General features: G+C 44.3%; 20 protein-coding genes. 7 read left to right on the forward strand and 13 right to left on the reverse strand.

Features of this window, described 5'->3' with window-relative positions; all coding sequences use genetic code 11:
• The first annotated feature begins 119 nt into the window (after positions 1-119).
• The 4 genes from ACTB1O_RS06700 to ACTB1O_RS06715 are packed head-to-tail and all read left to right on the forward strand — an operon-like array spanning position 120 to position 2,873.
• A complete protein-coding gene (locus ACTB1O_RS06700) occupies positions 120-1,001 on the forward strand; it encodes a thiamine pyrophosphate-dependent enzyme (RefSeq protein ID WP_462994363.1) in 882 nt (293 codons plus the stop codon).
• A complete protein-coding gene (gene porA / locus ACTB1O_RS06705) occupies positions 995-2,107 on the forward strand; it encodes a pyruvate ferredoxin oxidoreductase (RefSeq protein WP_462994364.1) in 1,113 nt (370 codons plus the stop codon). Before ACTB1O_RS06700 ends, porA begins: the two co-directional genes overlap by 7 nt.
• Positions 2,107-2,634 carry a 2-oxoacid:acceptor oxidoreductase family protein gene (locus ACTB1O_RS06710; protein ID WP_462994365.1) on the forward strand — a complete coding sequence of 176 codons (528 nt, stop codon included), beginning with the start codon at positions 2,107-2,109 and terminating at the stop codon, positions 2,632-2,634. The genes porA and ACTB1O_RS06710 overlap by 1 nt, the downstream gene beginning before the upstream one ends.
• Positions 2,631-2,873 (forward strand): 4Fe-4S binding protein, encoded by a 243-nt coding sequence (locus ACTB1O_RS06715; protein ID WP_462994366.1) that lies wholly within the window; start codon positions 2,631-2,633, stop codon positions 2,871-2,873. The genes ACTB1O_RS06710 and ACTB1O_RS06715 overlap by 4 nt, the downstream gene beginning before the upstream one ends.
• Before the next feature lie 104 nt (positions 2,874-2,977).
• Here the strand turns inward: ACTB1O_RS06715 and ACTB1O_RS06720 are convergent, their stop codons facing one another.
• The 9 genes from ACTB1O_RS06720 to ACTB1O_RS06760 form a co-directional block, all read right to left on the reverse strand.
• Positions 2,978-3,604 carry a response regulator gene (locus ACTB1O_RS06720; RefSeq protein ID WP_462994367.1) on the reverse strand — a complete coding sequence of 209 codons (627 nt, stop codon included), beginning with the start codon at positions 3,602-3,604 and terminating at the stop codon, positions 2,978-2,980.
• Positions 3,597-5,210, reverse strand: coding sequence for a HAMP domain-containing protein (locus ACTB1O_RS06725; RefSeq protein WP_462994368.1), 1,614 nt, complete (start codon positions 5,208-5,210; stop codon positions 3,597-3,599). The genes ACTB1O_RS06720 and ACTB1O_RS06725 overlap by 8 nt, the downstream gene beginning before the upstream one ends.
• Positions 5,211-5,227: 17 nt before the next feature.
• A complete protein-coding gene (locus tag ACTB1O_RS06730) occupies positions 5,228-6,262 on the reverse strand; it encodes an ABC transporter substrate-binding protein (RefSeq protein ID WP_462994369.1) in 1,035 nt (344 codons plus the stop codon).
• A gap of 321 nt (positions 6,263-6,583) precedes the next feature.
• The gene (locus ACTB1O_RS06735) at positions 6,584-7,492 is read right to left on the reverse strand and encodes an ATP-binding protein (RefSeq protein WP_462994370.1); all 909 of its coding nucleotides are present in this window, start codon (positions 7,490-7,492) and stop codon (positions 6,584-6,586) included.
• A gap of 6 nt (positions 7,493-7,498) precedes the next feature.
• On the reverse strand, positions 7,499-8,335 hold the full coding sequence (locus tag ACTB1O_RS06740) for a 2Fe-2S iron-sulfur cluster-binding protein (RefSeq protein WP_462994371.1): 837 nt from the start codon (positions 8,333-8,335) through the stop codon (positions 7,499-7,501).
• Entirely contained in the window at positions 8,332-10,017 is a 1,686-nt protein-coding gene (locus tag ACTB1O_RS06745; protein ID WP_462994372.1) for an NADH-ubiquinone oxidoreductase-F iron-sulfur binding region domain-containing protein, read from the reverse strand. Before ACTB1O_RS06745 ends, ACTB1O_RS06740 begins: the two co-directional genes overlap by 4 nt.
• Positions 10,007-10,501 carry an NADH-quinone oxidoreductase subunit NuoE family protein gene (locus tag ACTB1O_RS06750; RefSeq protein WP_462994373.1) on the reverse strand — a complete coding sequence of 165 codons (495 nt, stop codon included), beginning with the start codon at positions 10,499-10,501 and terminating at the stop codon, positions 10,007-10,009. The genes ACTB1O_RS06745 and ACTB1O_RS06750 overlap by 11 nt, the downstream gene beginning before the upstream one ends.
• Before the next feature lie 41 nt (positions 10,502-10,542).
• Entirely contained in the window at positions 10,543-12,432 is a 1,890-nt protein-coding gene (gene cooS, locus ACTB1O_RS06755; RefSeq protein ID WP_462994374.1) for an anaerobic carbon-monoxide dehydrogenase catalytic subunit, read from the reverse strand.
• A gap of 34 nt (positions 12,433-12,466) precedes the next feature.
• Positions 12,467-13,084 carry a 4Fe-4S dicluster domain-containing protein gene (locus tag ACTB1O_RS06760; protein ID WP_462994375.1) on the reverse strand — a complete coding sequence of 206 codons (618 nt, stop codon included), beginning with the start codon at positions 13,082-13,084 and terminating at the stop codon, positions 12,467-12,469.
• A gap of 167 nt (positions 13,085-13,251) precedes the next feature.
• Between ACTB1O_RS06760 and ACTB1O_RS06765 the strand changes: the two genes are divergently transcribed.
• The gene (locus tag ACTB1O_RS06765) at positions 13,252-13,386 is read left to right on the forward strand and encodes a hypothetical protein (protein WP_462994376.1); all 135 of its coding nucleotides are present in this window, start codon (positions 13,252-13,254) and stop codon (positions 13,384-13,386) included.
• A gap of 109 nt (positions 13,387-13,495) precedes the next feature.
• On the opposite strand, the gene ACTB1O_RS06770 is transcribed toward ACTB1O_RS06765, so the two are convergent.
• The 4 genes from ACTB1O_RS06770 to ACTB1O_RS06785 all read right to left on the reverse strand — a co-directional run bounded on the left by ACTB1O_RS06770 (position 13,496) and on the right by ACTB1O_RS06785 (position 15,627).
• Positions 13,496-14,329, reverse strand: a complete 834-nt coding sequence (locus tag ACTB1O_RS06770) for an NAD(P)H-dependent oxidoreductase (protein WP_462994377.1) — start codon at positions 14,327-14,329, stop codon at positions 13,496-13,498.
• The gene (locus tag ACTB1O_RS06775) at positions 14,289-14,507 is read right to left on the reverse strand and encodes a DUF2769 domain-containing protein (RefSeq protein ID WP_462994378.1); all 219 of its coding nucleotides are present in this window, start codon (positions 14,505-14,507) and stop codon (positions 14,289-14,291) included. The genes ACTB1O_RS06770 and ACTB1O_RS06775 overlap by 41 nt, the downstream gene beginning before the upstream one ends.
• Positions 14,508-15,170: 663 nt before the next feature.
• On the reverse strand, positions 15,171-15,440 hold the full coding sequence (locus ACTB1O_RS06780) for a type II toxin-antitoxin system RelE family toxin (protein ID WP_462994379.1): 270 nt from the start codon (positions 15,438-15,440) through the stop codon (positions 15,171-15,173).
• 1 nt (position 15,441) lies between these two features.
• On the reverse strand, positions 15,442-15,627 hold the full coding sequence (locus tag ACTB1O_RS06785) for a DUF7557 family protein (RefSeq protein WP_462994380.1): 186 nt from the start codon (positions 15,625-15,627) through the stop codon (positions 15,442-15,444).
• Between the two features lie 409 nt (positions 15,628-16,036).
• Here ACTB1O_RS06785 and ACTB1O_RS06790 point away from each other — a divergent pair, with 409 nt between their 5' ends.
• The gene (locus ACTB1O_RS06790) at positions 16,037-16,318 is read left to right on the forward strand and encodes a hypothetical protein (RefSeq protein ID WP_462994381.1); all 282 of its coding nucleotides are present in this window, start codon (positions 16,037-16,039) and stop codon (positions 16,316-16,318) included.
• Positions 16,315-16,656, forward strand: a complete 342-nt coding sequence (locus ACTB1O_RS06795) for a hypothetical protein (protein ID WP_462994382.1) — start codon at positions 16,315-16,317, stop codon at positions 16,654-16,656. Before ACTB1O_RS06790 ends, ACTB1O_RS06795 begins: the two co-directional genes overlap by 4 nt.
• Positions 16,657-17,023: the final 367 nt, after the last annotated feature.

The following is a 17,023-nucleotide window of genomic DNA, read 5'->3' on the forward strand; positions in this document are numbered from 1 at the left end:
ATTCTACACAGATTATCTGCGTTATAACAGATAATTTATCCTGACATCCCTTTTTGTGTTTAGGTTTATAGCCAAACTATCATTATCAATGATGACAGATTTTTTAATGAGGTTATAAATTGGCTGAAATTCCGGATGAGGAGTTCATACTTAAAACTACGTCTGCATGCGCCGGATGCAGTGCTTCCCTTGTTTTACGTTATGTTACAAAGGCGGCCGGGAAAGACACAGTGCTTGTGGTTCCTGCATGCTGTACAAGTGTGATTCAGGGAGTATACCCAAATACGGCAATGAATATCCCTGTATATAATATTGCGTTTGCATCTGCGGCAGCAGTTGCATCCGGTATGAGTGAGGCATTTCGGGCTGTCGGGAAAGATACCAATGTGATCTGCTTTGCAGGAGACGGCGGAACTGTTGATATAGGAATTCAGGCTTTATCCGGTGCTCTTGAGCGTGGTACAGATTTCCTTTACATCTGCTACGACAATGAGGCATACTCAAACACAGGTATGCAGAGGTCTGGTGCAACACCCCTTGGTGCAAGAACGACTACAACGCCGCTTGGAAAAACCGACTATAAAAAAGACCTCGATGCAATAGTTGAGGCTCATAATCCCGTTTATATGGCTACGGCATGCAGTGCATATCCTGTTGACATTTACAATAAAGTAAAAAAGGCACTTTCAATTCCCGGACCAAAATTTATGCATATTCTTGCGCCATGCCCGCCGGGATGGAGATATCCCGCGGAGAAGACAGTGGAGGTCGGAAAACTTGCTGTTCAGTCCGGAATGTGGGTTCTTTATGAACGCGAGGCCGGAAAGTTAAAGATAACAGGTGCATCCAAAGCTGCTATGAAGAAGAGGATTCCTGTATCCGAATATCTGAAGGTTCAGGGAAGATTTAAGACTGCATCAGAGGAGGACATAGCTGTTCTTTCTGAGCATGTTGAAAATAATATAAAAAAGCTCGAACGTGAGGTGGAAGGAATATGCTGATGATTGGTACCGGAAACAAGGCGGTTGCAACCGCAGTCCGTGATGCAAAACCGACCGTGGTTGCTGCATATCCTATTACGCCGCAGACAGAGATTGTGGAGGAGACTGCAAACTATGTTGCGTCAGGAGAGCTTGATGCACGATATATTCCTGTTGAGTCAGAACACTCCTCAATGGCGGCATGCATCGGAGCCGCTGCAACAGGTATCAGGACATTTACCGCAACAAGCTCACACGGACTTGTGTATATGTGCGAGATGCTACATATGTCTGCAGGGGCACGTCTTCCGATTGTAATGGCAAATGCAAACCGTGCACTCGGGCCCGGATGGAATATCGGTGCTGAGCATTCGGATTCAATGTCTATGAGAGATACAGGATGGCTTCAGGCATACGTATCGACTGTTCAGGAAGCATATGATATGACTCTTATGGCATTTCGTATAGCAGAAAATGAGGATGTGCTCCTGCCGGTTATGATAAACCTTGACGGATTTTTATTAACACACATTACCCAGTCTTTTGAGACACTCGAGCCTGGTGACTTTATTCCTCCTGTGAATATTCCGCATGCGATTGATATTGATAATCCCGGCGGATACGGAACACTTACACTTCCTTCTGATCATTTCAAATTCCGCCGCGATATCGAACGCGGAATGAGGGACTCGGTTAAGGTTATAGAAGATACCCAGACTGATTTTGCGAAGCGTTTCGGAAGAAAATACGGTATGTATGAGGAATATCTGACCGGAGATGCCGATGTTCTTGTAATATCAATGGGAACTCTTGCAAAGGAAGCCGAAGTTGCGGTTGATATCCTGCGAGAAGAAGGAATAAAAGCAGGCTCTCTTGGTATACGCTGGTTCAGGCCGTTCCCTGATTTAAAGGAAGTAATCGGGGATAAGGAAATTGTGGTAATCGACCGTAACTATTCCTTCGGATACGGCGGGATCCTTGTAAATGAAATCCGCTCCAAGACCGGATGCAGTCCTTTCAGTGTAATTGCAGGTCTTGGCGGTCAGGAAGTGACCTACGATGATATTGCAGGGTTTGTTAAGATGAGAAATGCCGGTAGCGAGCACTGGTTCGGGGTGAGTGAATAATGTATGAGATAAGACTTCACTCCCGCGGCGGGCAGGGCGGAGTTACTGCCGCAAAACTTCTTGCGCAGGCAGCGTTTCTGGATGGTAAGTATGCGACCGCAACACCTCTTTACGGTGCGGAAAGACGCGGTGCTCCTGTGGTTTCGTTTATCAGAATTGATGATGAGCCAATCAGGATTTATTCGCAGATAAGAAAGCCTGATCTTGTAATAGTTCTTGACTTATCCATTATGCATACAGTCGATGTCATGCAGGGTATAAAGCCGGAAGGTAAGGTTCTGGTAAACAGTCCGCGTCCTGTTGAGATGGGTGATCATAAGGTGTATAATGCCGACCTGACAGGTGTTGCATTATCCCTGGATCTTGTGGTTGCAGGAAATCCTATCCTGAACACTCCGCTTTTGGGAGCGATTGCAAAGGTCGGGCTTGTCTCCCGTGAATCTGTGCGAAAAGCAATCTCAGAGACATTTAAGGACGAGAGGAATGCTGAAGCGGCGATAAATGCATACGAGGAGCTTTCATTATGAGTGCAAAACTTGCGATTTCAAAACCGAAGACAGGTGCATCGGGAAAGACCGGTTCATGGAGAACTTTCAAACCCGTTGTTGACATGGACAAATGCAACAAGTGCGGCAACTGTTACCGTTTCTGTCCTGACGGGACAATTGATACTGAGTTTAATATTGATTATGATTATTGCAAGGGATGCGGAATCTGTGTTGAGGTCTGCCCGAAAAAAGCAATTGTCATGGTGCGTGAAGATTAAAAAAATATTTTTTTAAAAAATGGAGGGTTGCAATTCTGTTAATTTGCAGTAAAACCTGTAATTTTTTTTATAGAGATAAAAGATTTTAATCAGGGCGTAAATGTTTACCCCCGGACATTTAGTTCCTGGAGAAGTTCTTTCCTTTTTTTAATTATATCCTGTATATATTTGATCTGATCCTGATATTCAGCGCGTTCACGGGATATTGCATTCCCAAATGTATTCTCAATTATTGACAGCATCATTTCCCAGACCCGAATCTGCTGATTAAGTCTCAGATATTCCTCTGTTTTTTTCCGGGCAGAATCATCATCTCCGCATCTCATAAGAAGTTTTTTTCTCTCCTCTCTTTCAGATATGACGGAAACTATGAATTCCCTGAGTTCCTGGACAGATAACGGCTTCATTAAAAAACCCTGGATGATATCGCCATATTCCATTGCCTCCCTGGAGAGCAGGGATTTTGCAGTCACCACAATAATGCCGGTATCCCTGCAGTCTCCACGGTTTCTGATATGTCTGAGCACCTCCCAGCCGTCCATTGGTTCCATCATAATATCAAGCAGAATAATGTCGAACTGCTGGGTGTCCAGAATTGTGAGGGCCTGCTGTCCGCTGTTTGCAACTGTGACAGAATGTCCTGCTTTCTGAAGAATCTCTGTGTAAACAGAGCTTAACGGGACATTGTCGTCAATTATTAAAATCTCAGTATGATCCTTAATTTCAGTCATTGTTGTCGTCCTGTTTTTTTATGCCGTGATGTTTCATCAAATAATTCCATATCTTCTCAGAGCCTACCCAGCCCATGTCAAGTTTTTTAATAAGCTCATCGATTAAACAGATCTGTTCATCAACTATTTTCCGGTTTGCTTCAGTCTGATCAAGTTCATTGAGCATTCTGATTATGGTCAGGGGATTTCGAATCTCATCATTTACTGCTCCAAGCTGCATCATATTCTGTTGAATCTGGGCTAATGAATGGGATTCGCGCTGTGTCAGCCCTATTGTATGCAGGCCAAAGCCCACATCCTCGCAGATCTCATTAAAAAGACCAAGATCTTCTTCATCAGGGATAACTTTTTCCGGCAGAATTGCTGAGAGAACGCCATAGTTTTCCCCTTCATACCTGAGGGGACAGGTCAGGGTAATCCTGCCGGAACTAAACGCGAAAAGGGGACAATTATTGCATTTCCCTGTAAGTTTATTAACCTGTATAACACCGTTTTGTTGCAGAGCGTCCTTTAAACACCAGGGGATATTCCCCCGTGAGAGTGAGTTTTCAAGGTCTGTAAATACTTCTTCAATCCCGGATTTATACATTCTGAGGAATTCTCCCTTATTATTAAAACGCACAATCCAGACATTTTCAAATCCTCTGCTTTTGCCCATTATATCGCAGATTTTCTGAGGGAGTATATCCGGATCCTTCTCAAATACAAGGAGCTGATTGACAGTTCTTATGGTTCGAAGTATCTGGTTGAGGTAGAGGATGTGATCTTTTGATTCTTTCTGTTCGATTATCTTATTTTCCAGATCACGGTGGGTTGTCCTAAGTTTCTCTTCAGTCAGTTTGTGTTCGGAAATCTCCCTGTTCAGTTCATCCCTTGAAGCAGTTACAATTTGAATCTGCTCTGCCATCGTGTTGAGACGGCGGGCAATTCCCCCGATCTCGTCATCTCTGGTCACCGGTATCCGGTACTCAAGGTTGCCTGAAGCGAACTCTTTACTCCCTTTATTGACATCTCCAATTGACAATATTATCCGGCGGCTGAGGAGCAGGTAGTTGATACTGATGATGACAAACATTGCAAGGACGAGTGCTACGATGAAGATATCATTTAAGAACCGGATTTCACTTAGGTTATTATTATATATATGGCGGAGCTGCCAGGCCTCAAAGATAAGTCCCTGTGTCTGGATCTGATTACTGTACCATATGGCAGGAGAGCCTGTGACGGGTGAAAAAAGATTATTTTCGTTAAATTCCTGCGTCTGCTGCACATCCCCAAGAATCCTGCCGATTTCTGTGTTGCTTTCTCTGATTATCGAGATGCTCCGTTCTTCCTTTGAGCCTGTTGATTTTAGTTCATTGAGAACAGGCTGGAGTGAAGCATAACGGTCTTTCCACTGTAAATAGGCCCGTGGTTCGCCAAAGAGGAAATATTCATTTGAGAGCTGGGAAAGTTCGTTTCCTCCTTTTACCAGTTCGGCTGCGAGATTCTCCTGATACTCAAGATCCTGCTTCTCCTGACTGGTGTAAAGGATAGAGCCCGATATCACAATAACAACAATCAGGGATATTATGGCACTGAGCCGGATCTGGTCATTAATATTCATGAGCACCTCAGCGTTTGTCACCTGATTATGTTGACAGCGGTCGGTTTTACCTCCCGCATTGCGTCCTGGTAGATCATATCAAGATATGACGGCGGGATTTTTCCGTCTGTCATATTCTGTTCTCTCATCCACCGTGCCTCCTCTTCCATCGTGGGTATGAGTCCCTGGTCAAGTGATAGTACAAACCATGTTTTTGCCCATGTGGTATTCAGGTACTCATCTGTCATATTTGCACGCTGCCTGACTATCTCCTTTGCTTCCTGCTCATGCGAATAGAGGAATGTCTCTGCATCATCGAGTGCCCTGAGATACTGCCGAATCATGTCCGGGCGGTCGCGGATTACGTCTGCCTTTGTAAAAGTAACCCAGTAGTAGCGCTGGCCGCCCTGTACAGACCATGTTATGCTGTTGCCGGCAAGTTCCTTTTCTATCTGGTGCACAAAAGGCTGCCAGATGACGGCTGCATCGGATTCGCCACTTATAGCACTCTCTACAACATCTGCAGTCGGAAGATAGAGGGTTTTTATCTTTGTTTCATCTATTCCGTTATTGTCGAGATACCTTCCTAAGTAAAACTCCGCAATGGTCCCTTTCTGGAGGGCAATTGTTTTTCCCTTCAGGTCTGACGGCACTGTAATTCCCCTGTCTTTGCGGGCAATTATTGAGATGGTGTCGGCTTTCATCGTGCTTGCAATAATCCGGATATCGGGCGAATTAATACTGGCCCCTACACCGACATACTCAGCCGCATATGCAATGTCTGCATCTTCCGAAAGGAGTTTTTTCATTGCATCAAAACCGCTGGGAGTCTCAATAAGGGTCACATCCAGCCCGTATTTTTCAAAATATCCTTTTTCATCGGCGATCAGAGTCAGAGCCGAGAGATCAGGCGGACCTGTTGCGATAATTAAGGGCTCTAATTTGTCTGATGGTACCGAAGGTTGTGCATTTAAAAAAATAACGCCGGCAGCCAGTATGATGACGGCAGCGACTGTGATTACTGCAATCTTTAACGGACTGATATTTGGATAATCGATTTTTTTTATATCCATGATCTTTCCTCTTTTAAGCAACCTCCGGCTGGCTGGTGGATTTCGCAGGGATATTATCTGAATTGTATTTCCTGTGAAACAGGGAGAACACTGCTGATGAAAATTCGGAATAAGATTGTGATATTGCTATAAATGACAACAATCCGCGTCGATTTAATTCATCGTCACTTCATTATACTTGACGATGATATAAATATGTGTTGCGCAGCGGGTTTTGTGCTTTGCCCGGATGTTTAATTTAAATTTCAAAGTGATTTAAATGCAAAATTAAGATGTTTTTTGGGCTGTTCCTGAGAAAGATGCCACTCATTTAATTTGTATTTATAGCTGTTTTTCCCCGTAACTTTCAAGTTTTTCTTGAATGTCCATAATCCTGGTTAAAAACAGAGATTCGGGATTTCCTGAGAGCATTGGTGTTACATCCGGTTCGCATTCCAGCAGTTCCTCTTCATACGGGATGACAAACTGCTCTGTGAAAAGGTTAAGAGTTTCTCCAAGAATGTCCTGCACTTTTGTGATGTCACGTTCTGATCTCACACGGTTGATTACAAGATGAATATAAGGAATGCCAAGATCCCTGGCAAGCCGGGCAGAATGCTTTACCACTGAGACGGCATTGAAGGTGGGATCGGTTACAAGCAGTGCCTGATCAAACCCTTTCGCAATTGCACGCCCGAAATGCTCCACACCTGCCTGTGTGTCCATTAAAATGACCTCATTCTCCCTGAGATTGATGTACCTGACAACAGATTCAAGAAGGGCATTTTCCGGGCAGAGGCATCCGGTTGCAGCCTGAACAACTGTCCCCATGACAAGAATGTTCACCCTGTCCGGACCTTTCACACCAAACCGCTCCACAACATCAGTCACATCAGGATTCAGTTTAAGCATAAGCCCCCAGCCTTCACCCGGGCGTGCTCCTGTCTTTTCCTCGACATAATCGGGGTTATGTGTGAGCGGCACAATCAGATCACTATCTTCCCGCGGCATTCCGATGGCATATGGCAGGTTCATCTGAGGATCTTCATCAACCGCAAGCGTCGTGTATTCTTTCTGTGCAAAGAGATGGGAGAGAAGAGCGGTTATGGTGGTCTTTCCGACACCTCCTTTTCCGGTTATCACAACACGGAATCCTTTTTCCGGCACTTTTTGTGTATTCTTTCTGATTGTATTTGCAGTCTCTGCTATCCTTTTTCGCTTATTTTTACTGTCACTTATGATAATTATCACTCCTTATTATCTTTGGGATGAAGCTGAAATCTCCTTATCCGCAATATTTCTGCTCCGGCATTTCGGGCACATCTCCTGAACACTCTTTGCCAGAGGCGGGTTTATCTTTTCATATACCTTTTTGGAAAGCATGTCAGGTGCGTAATAACCTCCGCATACAGGGCATTTTGTAAGCTTTACTTTGGTTTCATTCCATGATCTCATAATCCGCTCATCGCCGGAGTCCTCAGTCTCAATGGCATGGGTAGGACAGACTGAAACGCAGGCTTTGCATCCCATACATGACGGATTTTCTGAAAGAAACGGGGTGCTGACCACAGTATACGGGCCGCGGTTTACAAAGGATATTGCTCCTGCACCCATTATTTCATTGCATACCCTGACACAGAGTCCACAGAGAACACATTTATTTCCAAGCGGGTCTGTCTTATCCACTTTTTTGAAAAACCGTGTTTTTGTAACGCCGTAACGGGCTGCCAGTGATTTTATAACCTCGGATTTCGGTGCTTCCGCAAGATAAAGTTCCAGAATCATCTGTCTGTGGCGGAGAATCTCAGGCGAGTCAGTGACAATATCAAGTCCGTCCTCTGCCCGCAGAGTACAGGATGTTACCATCTCATTTCCACCTCTGCACTTCTTCTCAACCATGCAGAGACGGCATGCACCATAGGGTGAGAGCGATGCGTCATAGCATAGGTGAGGTATCTCAATACCCTCTCTTATTGCCACCTGAAGCATTATCTCCCCTTTCTTAGCCGGATACCTGCTTCCGTTGATTATGACAGTGACATCCTCCAGACTTTCTTTTAACAGCTCTTCGTTAATGCAGATTTCATCAGTCATAATTTCACCAGTGCATCATATTCTTCCCTGAAATAATCAAGGGTAGTCAGAACGGGGTTTGGCGCAGTCTGGCCCAGCCCGCAGAGCGAGGTTTTGGCAATCGTCTCAGAGAGTGATTTTAGGGTATTAAGATCCTCAGCTGTTCCTTTGCCTCCCAGAATTTTGTTGAGCAGAATAAGCGTGTGCTTAAGTCCCTCCCGGCAGGGGATACATTTACCGCACGATTCTCCTGTTGCGAAACTGATAAAATAACGGGCAATATCAACCATATTCGTATCCTCGTCCATAACAACAATCCCGCCGGAACCCATAATTGATCCGATGGCATTTAAGCTCTCAAAATCCACAGTCGTATCAAAGAGCCGGAGAGGAATGCAGCCGCCGGAAGGCCCTCCTGTCTGAACAGCCTTAACGGCCTTTCCATCCGCACCGCCGTCTCCGATATCGAGTACAATTTTTTTCAGGGTTGTTCCGAGAGGCACTTCAACAAGCCCGACCTTCTCAACATCCCCGACAAGGGAGAATACTTTTGTGCCGGAATTTTTTTCAGCTCCGATATTTCTGTACCATTCACTGCCGTTTTTAATTATCACCGGAACATTGCACCAGGTCTCAACATTGTTGAGATCAGTAGGTTTTCCCCAGAGTCCCGAGTCTGTCAGGCGTGGGGGACGCGGGTGAGGACGGCCTGTTCTCCCTTCAATAGATGCAACGAGAGCTGTTGACTCTCCGCATACAAAAGCACCTGCTCCTGTTGCGATCTTAATATCAAAGGAAAAATCAGTTCCAAAGATATTCTTTCCGAGAATGCCGCATCCACGTGCCTCTGCAATGGCATGCTTAAGCCTGAAGATAGCAAGCGGATACTCTGCACGGATGTAGATTAGGCCCTCTTCAGTGCCTATTGCATAAGCTCCGAGAATCATTCCTTCAATGAGCATATGAGGATCGCTCTCCATCTCATTGCGGTTCATATATGCACCGGGGTCTCCCTCATCGGCATTGCAGATGATGTACTTCTTATCGCTCTTTTTCTCTTTTGTTATCCGCCATTTCAGCCCGGCAGGAAATCCCGCACCGCCCCGGCCGCGAAGGCCGGAGTTTTCCACTTCCTCAAGGACAGTATCAGGACTCATGTTTAAAAGAGCATCAGACGCAGCCGAATAACCGCCGACAGCAAGATATTCATCGATATCCTCGGGATTTATGATGCCTGTATTCCTGAGGATCACCTTCTGTTGCTGACCGAAGAACGGGATATCGCAATAGAGCGGTATCTCCTCAAAGCCGTGGCCGTATGTGATATTATGCCCCATCAGGTGATCCCACTCTTCTATCCGGCAGAGTGCCTTACCGAAGGGAACTGTTCCTGAAAGAACCGCATCAAGAATATCATCCACATCGTCCTCACTAACCCGGTGAAGAAGAACAAGCGGTTTTTTTGGATGTGCAATTGTGACAATCGGCTCTTCTCTGCAGTAGCCGATGCAGCCTGTGGGGACAAGTGAGATCTTCAGCCCTCTTTTCTGAACAGCCTCATGCAGGCGCTCATATATTGCAGTGCCGCCAACCGCCGCACCGCAGGTTGCAAGGCCTACAGTAATGCGGGGAATGTCGGGTTTTAGTTTTTTCAGCCCGGAATTCTGCCGTCTGATTATTCCGGCAGGCAGCTCAGTAATCATCTCTCCTCCATCCGTAATCTTCAAGAATGCCTCGAAGATCTTCAGGTTTTGCATACCCGTAGAGGTTATTGTCAACCCTTAAAACCGGCGCAATGCTGCATGCTCCAAAACAGCGGGCGATCTCCAGTGTAAAGGCATTATTTTCTGTCGTGACAGGTTTTCTCTTATCCTCGGTAATCCCTGCCGGAAGTCCGAGCATTTCTTCAAGATTTCTGAGAATTTCTGCTGCACCCTTAACATGGCAGGCAGTGCCCATACAGACTGTAATCCTGTGATCACCAACCGGCTCCAGGCTGAAGAATGAGTAGAAGGTGACCAGACTGTACAGCTGTGAGAGATGAACATCCAGCTTCCCTGAAAGCATCTCAAGTGATTCACGCGGGATATAACGCTCCTCATTCTGAATATCGCTGAGAATACCAAGAAGCCTTCCTGATGGTGAATCATAACAGGCGATTATTTCGTCCAGTGTTTTTTCATCCATGATATCATATCCGTCAAAAAAAAGGAACTGATATTTTTTCTTCAGATGCCAAGCGCCGTTCTTTTGCGTTCGATCTCTGCTTCTAAAAGGTCAGCGGCAGCGACAGGATCCGGTTCCACAGCAAAAGATGCATTGACCACATCCTTTAATGTAACTGCCAGTAACTGCACGACATTCGGGCTTCCAAAAATTTTCGGCGGAATTCCGAGAACTGTGTAAACTCCTGATGAAACAAAGTAAGTCCCGATGGAGACTGCCTTTTGTGAGTACCATTCAGGTGCGGCACCGCCAAGCGGCAGCTGGTCTATGCCGACACCGAGTTCGTCTGCGACATGGGCGGCAAGCATCAGTATTCTTGAACAGTCAACACATGAACCCATATGAAGAACAGGCGGGATGCCAAGAGAATTGCATACGGCTTTTAGTCCGTCCCCTGCCAGATCTGCAGCTTCCGGAACCAAAAGTCCTGCTTTTCCGCTTGCAATTGCAGCACACCCTGTTTCGACAACGAGAATATCCCGTTTGATAAGTTCCTTTGCAAGCGTTATATGGCCATAGTCGTGTTTGATCTTTGGGTTGTTGCACCCGACAACACCGACACAACCTTTGATACTGCCTGCGACAATGGCATCAATGAGCGGTTTGTATGTGCCGCCAAGTGCATTTCTGATCGCCTCTTCTGAAAATCCGGCCATGAGCTGAATCGGCTTTGCCGGAATCTTAACTCTTTCGTGGTTACGGTTGGGATAGTTTTCGATTGCGAGCCGGACAATCTCCTTTGCAGTTTCAAGGCCTGTTTCCGGATGGAACTCCTTATAGGTGGTACCATGCACCTTTGATTTATTGCTGGTCGAGATTACTTTTGTATGGTAGCAGCCGGCTGTGTGGGCAATGGAGGGGAATATGCACTGGTAATCTATGACCATCACTTCGACAGAACCGGTTGCAATGGCAAGTTCCTGATCGAGCATATTGCCTGCGATTGGAATCCCGTGGCGCATAAGCAGTTCATTGCCTGTGCAGCACATGCCTACGAGGTTTATGCCTTCTGCACCTTTCTCTTTTGCTAACTTTATCAGCCCGGGATCTTCGGCTGCCTTAACGATCATCTCGGAGAGAACAGGGTTGTGGCCATGCAGCACCACATTGACCTTGTCATGCGAGAGTACGCCGAGGTTTGCCCATGATTTAACCGGGGTCGGGGTGCCAAAGAGAATATCAGATCCTTCTGTGGCCATCATAGATCCTCCCCAGCCGTCAGACAGAGATGTTCTCATTGCGTGCAGGAGAATGTTCACATAATCAGCACCGACACCCATGTGTATCCTGTGCATGGCCTCAACAATTTCGCGGTCAACACTGCGAGGGTATATGCCTGCATCCTTCCAGAGCTTTTTAGTCTTCTCCGGTGCCCTCTCCACAAGCTGAATGCTGTTTTTGAGAGTTCCATACTCTTCAAGCATGCCGCGGGCAAGATCCTCTGCAATCTCCTCTTTCTTCCGCCCCTCTGTTTTTATGCCATACTCCTCTGCAATAAGCTTCAGTTTCACCTCATCAGTGATCTGATAGCCCTGCGATTTTCCTTCGGCTGTTTCAAGGAGAACCTCTAAAACCTCACGACCGTGATCGGAATGGGCCGCTGCTCCGGTTGAGAGATCATCGAGAACATTTCGTGCGACAATTAAGTCAGCTGTTGCCCCGCAGACTCCCCTGTCCGGTTTTTTGCCAAACGGCTCAATGCGGCATGGTCCCATTGTGCACCTGTTGCAGCAGACGCCAAGCTGCCCGAAGCCGCACTGCGGCTGCTGGTATTCAAGCCTGTCCCATGCAGTCTCAACTCCGTCTTCGATTGTCTTTGCAATTATCTCCTGATCGGTTGCATCCAAAGCTCTCTTTTCTGCAATCTTCTTTGCCCCTGATATATCAAACATTTTTAATCACCCCTACTTTGCAAAATTAAGTTTTTCATGCTGTTTCCTCTCTTGTCTCAGCTATCTTTTTCATAATATTCCGAAATGCTGCAATGTTCTCCGGAATTTTTGGAACTTCGACATCTGTTCCGGCAGACTTTATTACCCGCATGGAAAAGTCCTTTCTGCTGACCCGGATCAGATCATTGGCATCTCCGAATTCAAGAGCGCCTGTTTTGCACGCTTCGGCGCAGGCAGGAATCCTGCCCTCTTTCTGGCGTTCAATACAGTTGTCGCACTTGGCATTGACTTCCCGTTCATTATCAGTCTGAAAAACATTTTGGAACTGAATGATGCCAAACGGACATGCCATGGCACAGACCGCACAGCCTATACATCTGGAATAATCGATTGCAACAGTGCCTGTATCTTCATCACGATACAGTGCTTCAGTCGGACAGACCTGCATACAGGGGGCAGGACTGCAGTGCCTGCACCGGTTAGGAAAAGTCAGGTAATTTATCCCGGGTTCCACATAAATACGTGGCATTGAAACGGGTTTTTCACAGATTGCATCGAAGAGATTTTTGCTTTTTGCATGCTCAATAGCACACGCAACATCACAATGCCTGCACCCGATGCACAGTTCAGGCCTTACAAAAACAGTTTTCATTATTCATTGCCTCCCAACTGCCAACAGATGTTGTTGTTGAACACAGCATTTCTGGTGGCGAATAGTGGGGAATATGCAATAAACATGTATAATACTTTGGGTGATAAAAAAGCAGGAAAATATGTAATTTTAAGGAGGGTTCGTTTATTCCTGACCGGGCATTTGATATGGAATTTGTAATTGATTATGATCATTGCAAAGGCTGCGTAATCTGTTTTGTGGAGATGGCGGGGCTTTTTGCAGATGAATTAATATTGCTTACAGATGCTCTCTTAAATGATATGAAAAAATACAGGGTATGACATGGTCAGGTAAAACCTCCAAAATATATATTTTTAAAAGCAGGCAGTTTTTTATGAGAAAAAATATTGCTTATCGCCTTTTTTTTATGTTTATATCCTGTTTGTTTTTTTATTCCGCAACAGGCACAAGCTTTCCCTTTAATTTTTTTTCAAGATCCAGGTTTATCATTTCAACGACATTATTTGCCATTCCTTTGACCTTAAAGAGAACAAGCGGGTCATTTCTTAAATAATTTGAATCTGTATCTGTGTTAAACTGGGCGCCGTGTGTCCTGTAGGAGATTCCAAACGGTGCAAGCAGGTAACCCATCTGCTGGAAATACAGGTAGATATCCATGGCAGTCTTGGTTGCCCCGTCCTCATGACCGGATACTGTTATTCCCACAATTTTACCATTCGTTAATCCGGGTTTTTTCAACAGGTTTTGATTCTGAATGCAGTTTAACCGGTCAAGAAAATCCTTGAGCCGGGCAGACATATTATTCCAGTTTATGGGAGATCCGATGATGACGGCTTTTGATGCGATGATCATCTCATGTAATGCAGGCATGTCATCCAGCTGGTCTCTGCATGGATAAGTGCAGGCATTATCCCTCATGCTGTAGCAGCACCAGCAGTGATTTATATGAAATTCATTCAGATTATAGCGGCGGTAACTTACCTCTCTCTCTTTTAGCACCTCCTCCACCAGATCCATCATAAATCCGGTGTTGTTTGCACGATGGTTGCTGCCGTTTATCAGAAGAACATCAAACTTTTCGCCGTCATATCTCAGCTTCTTCCTTGCTTCGGAATCTGAGTATTCTGAGCCGTGACTGGAACATTGTGGACACTCATCCGGAGGAGCATCACCCTTCCAGATGAATCCGCAGACATTGCAGACCCAGGTTTTATCTGGTTCATTACTGGCTGGTTTCACTTCCTCTTGTGCAATAGAAGACATGCTTAAATCCCTCCTCACTTTGAACCGGGCATCCCGGACAGAGGCACCCGTTTTCTTCTTTTATGCAGCTACTTTTCCCCCCGGATTCAAGGCAGAACGCAATCTCTTCATTGCACTCAACAAAGCTCGGGCACATTTTGCACAGACACATTTGTATTGCTTTTTTCCTGTCCATCATAATTTCCCCTTTCTCCTGATCTTCTCATTCACTGTTTTTAAGCCTTCGTGAACATTCCAAAAAAGCACGGCCGACTCTTTTGCCGGAAAGGATAGATTAATAAATCGTGTTTATTCAGCGGATTTGTGTGAAAAAAGGTTATTTTTCAAACGGCAATTTTTGTTCAGAAATAATTTCAATAAAATTGCCACGTTTCTCTCTCTGGTTCATATCGCCGGCGGGGCGGGTTTTCTTCTCATGTTCCGCCATTTTGGAAAGCAGTTCATCAAATGATTGTTTGGGTTTTTTTAAATCTGATAATTATGCCCGGATTTTTTCTGAGACGGGGATAATAAAGGATGAAATTTTACTATTAATTATGAAGAAGGGAGGGGGAGAGTCCCCCTCCCTTCAACTCTCCCCCTGAATTAATGATAAGTCGCCGGAGGGAGGGGCGAGCCTCCCTCGCGGCTCCTTATTTTTTTGGATTGTCGCTATTTCAATAATAAAAATTGAAAACAATTTTTCAGGGTTTTTTAATCCCGCCTGCTGAGAATACCCGGAGGGTATTCTAAAAGCAGGCTATCGTAATGGTAAAGGCCTGAGTGAAGTAGCGTGTTTGCGAAGTGGTATTTGCGCAGGGGTTGCCGGAAAAAAAGGGATTATATAGGGTCTTTTCACTCTTTATCTTTTATAAGCAGTTTTTCTATCAGCTATTTTTAATAATTTTATATCTTCATTATCAATGTAGAAAAAGATTCGATAATCTCCTACTCTCAGCCTGTATTTTTTTGGAAGCATATTTTTTAACTGTTTTATATCCGCATTGGGCCGGGATGTAAAAGGATCTTCTATCAGCTCCAGAAGCGCTTCCTTAACTCTTTTTTTGGCTGCATCATCCAGATCGCCTAATTGTTTTCTGAATCTTTTTGTGACAAAAAGAGAATATGACATCTTAGATTGCTTCCAGATCTAAAGGTGTGAATTCTTCATTTTCTAAAATATCATTTAATTCGGCATCTAATTTTTTAGTGCAATAATAATTTAGAAGCCGGTCTACAATGTCGCTATATGATTCACCTTTATGACCAATTTTCTTAAGTTCCTGCTTAATCTCATCAGTCACAGTGATGGTTGACATAATAATTATTAATATGACACAATATTTCTTAAATTATTTGTGAACACGTAAAAATTCGCATATTGTAAAATAATAAAACAGGTTTGGGAAAAATATCTGAGTTCAATTCTTTAAACTTTCATTTTCTGCACAAAAAGGCATATTCACAAAATTGCCACGTTTTTCGATTTGTTTCATCTCTTTGATAAGGCAGATTTTCTTCTCATGTTCCGCCATTTTGGAAAGCAGTTCATCAAATGATTGTTTGGGTTTTTTTAAATCTGATAATTATGCCCGGATTTTTTCTGAGACGGGGATATTTCTTGTCTCATCCATGAGTTATTGATAGAATTATTATTGTATTTAGGATTTGGTGTGTTGAGATTCTGTGAAATAATTATATATAGTTATATAATGATAGTTAGGTATTATGTCTGAAGCAGCTGAAAGTAAATCCGGAGTTCACTCCCCGACACTTGACAGCATAAAAATGGTTGAGGAGTTTATCAGAGAGAAAAGCGGCGAATTCAAAAAAACTGCTCTTTGCAAAAATCTCCCCAAGCAGATGATGTATCAGACTTTTATGCAGATTATTGATTATCTTATGGAATCAGGTAAAATTGCGGTTGATAGTAAAGGGCACATCTGCTGGATATATAATCCCGAGGTTGTAAAGTACTATAACAGCCGTGAGGATTTAAGGATTAGATGAAAGCACGTGTCTATTTCAACGATGAAAGTGCTTCTGAAAAATACAAAAAACTTAAACTTTCTTCTGATTTAAAAGACCTGAGAACTTTAAAGGAAATTGACAAAGCAATAGATAATCTTGAAAAAAATCCTTTTTCAGGTATACAAATTCCAAAGCGTCTGATTCCAAAAAAATTTAATCAAAGGTTTGAACCCGATAATCTTTGGAAATATAATCTCAATAATTCCTGGAGAATGATATACTGGATATCATCTGATGAAGATGGGTGTATCACTTTGCTGATTGACTGGATGGATCACAAGGAATATGAGAAGTTGTTTGGCTACAATTCTTCTTGAGAGTCGAATCATCCAAAAATTATGCTAAAAGGAGGGGGAGAGTCCCCCTCCTTTGAATCCACCCCCTGATTTATGATAAGTCGCCGGAGGGAGGGGCAAGCCTCCCTCACTGCTCCTGTTGCTTTTAGGTGTGGTAAAAAATCAGGGAAAAAACAGATGATCTTTTTTAAATCCCGCCTGCTGAGAATACCCGGGAGGGTATTCTAAAAGCAGGTTATCGCTATTGTCCTGATTGTTATGAGAAACAATTCTCTAATAAAAAATACCTGACAGTCCTGCAAAAAAAATTATAAAAACGAAAGCGCCCCCAACAGGACTCGAACCTGTGACATTCTGGTTAACAGCCAGACACTCTACCAACTGAGTT

The organism is Methanomicrobium sp. (assembly GCF_055145805.1).

Bases quoted from the DNA above. Each gene is read 5' to 3' on its own strand.
- ACTB1O_RS06715 (WP_462994366.1), top strand. From the start codon at position 2,631: ATGAGTGCAAAACTTGCGATTTCAAAACCGAAGACAGGTGCATCGGGA.
- ACTB1O_RS06785 (WP_462994380.1), bottom strand. From the start codon at position 15,627: ATGTCAACCATCACTGTGACTGATGAGATTAAGCAGGAACTTAAGAAA.
- ACTB1O_RS06775 (WP_462994378.1), bottom strand. From the start codon at position 14,507: ATGATGGACAGGAAAAAAGCAATACAAATGTGTCTGTGCAAAATGTGC.
- ACTB1O_RS06765 (WP_462994376.1), top strand. From the start codon at position 13,252: ATGGAATTTGTAATTGATTATGATCATTGCAAAGGCTGCGTAATCTGT.
- ACTB1O_RS06795 (WP_462994382.1), top strand. From the start codon at position 16,315: ATGAAAGCACGTGTCTATTTCAACGATGAAAGTGCTTCTGAAAAATAC.
- ACTB1O_RS06740 (WP_462994371.1), bottom strand. From the start codon at position 8,335: ATGACTGATGAAATCTGCATTAACGAAGAGCTGTTAAAAGAAAGTCTG.
- ACTB1O_RS06770 (WP_462994377.1), bottom strand. From the start codon at position 14,329: ATGTCTTCTATTGCACAAGAGGAAGTGAAACCAGCCAGTAATGAACCA.
- ACTB1O_RS06710 (WP_462994365.1), top strand. From the start codon at position 2,107: ATGTATGAGATAAGACTTCACTCCCGCGGCGGGCAGGGCGGAGTTACT.
- ACTB1O_RS06780 (WP_462994379.1), bottom strand. From the start codon at position 15,440: ATGTCATATTCTCTTTTTGTCACAAAAAGATTCAGAAAACAATTAGGC.
- ACTB1O_RS06745 (WP_462994372.1), bottom strand. From the start codon at position 10,017: ATGATTACTGAGCTGCCTGCCGGAATAATCAGACGGCAGAATTCCGGG.
- ACTB1O_RS06730 (WP_462994369.1), bottom strand. From the start codon at position 6,262: ATGGATATAAAAAAAATCGATTATCCAAATATCAGTCCGTTAAAGATT.
- ACTB1O_RS06750 (WP_462994373.1), bottom strand. From the start codon at position 10,501: ATGGATGAAAAAACACTGGACGAAATAATCGCCTGTTATGATTCACCA.
- ACTB1O_RS06760 (WP_462994375.1), bottom strand. From the start codon at position 13,084: ATGAAAACTGTTTTTGTAAGGCCTGAACTGTGCATCGGGTGCAGGCAT.
- ACTB1O_RS06725 (WP_462994368.1), bottom strand. From the start codon at position 5,210: ATGAATATTAATGACCAGATCCGGCTCAGTGCCATAATATCCCTGATT.
- ACTB1O_RS06790 (WP_462994381.1), top strand. From the start codon at position 16,037: ATGTCTGAAGCAGCTGAAAGTAAATCCGGAGTTCACTCCCCGACACTT.
- cooS (WP_462994374.1), bottom strand. From the start codon at position 12,432: ATGTTTGATATATCAGGGGCAAAGAAGATTGCAGAAAAGAGAGCTTTG.
- porA (WP_462994364.1), top strand. From the start codon at position 995: ATGCTGATGATTGGTACCGGAAACAAGGCGGTTGCAACCGCAGTCCGT.
- ACTB1O_RS06720 (WP_462994367.1), bottom strand. From the start codon at position 3,604: ATGACTGAAATTAAGGATCATACTGAGATTTTAATAATTGACGACAAT.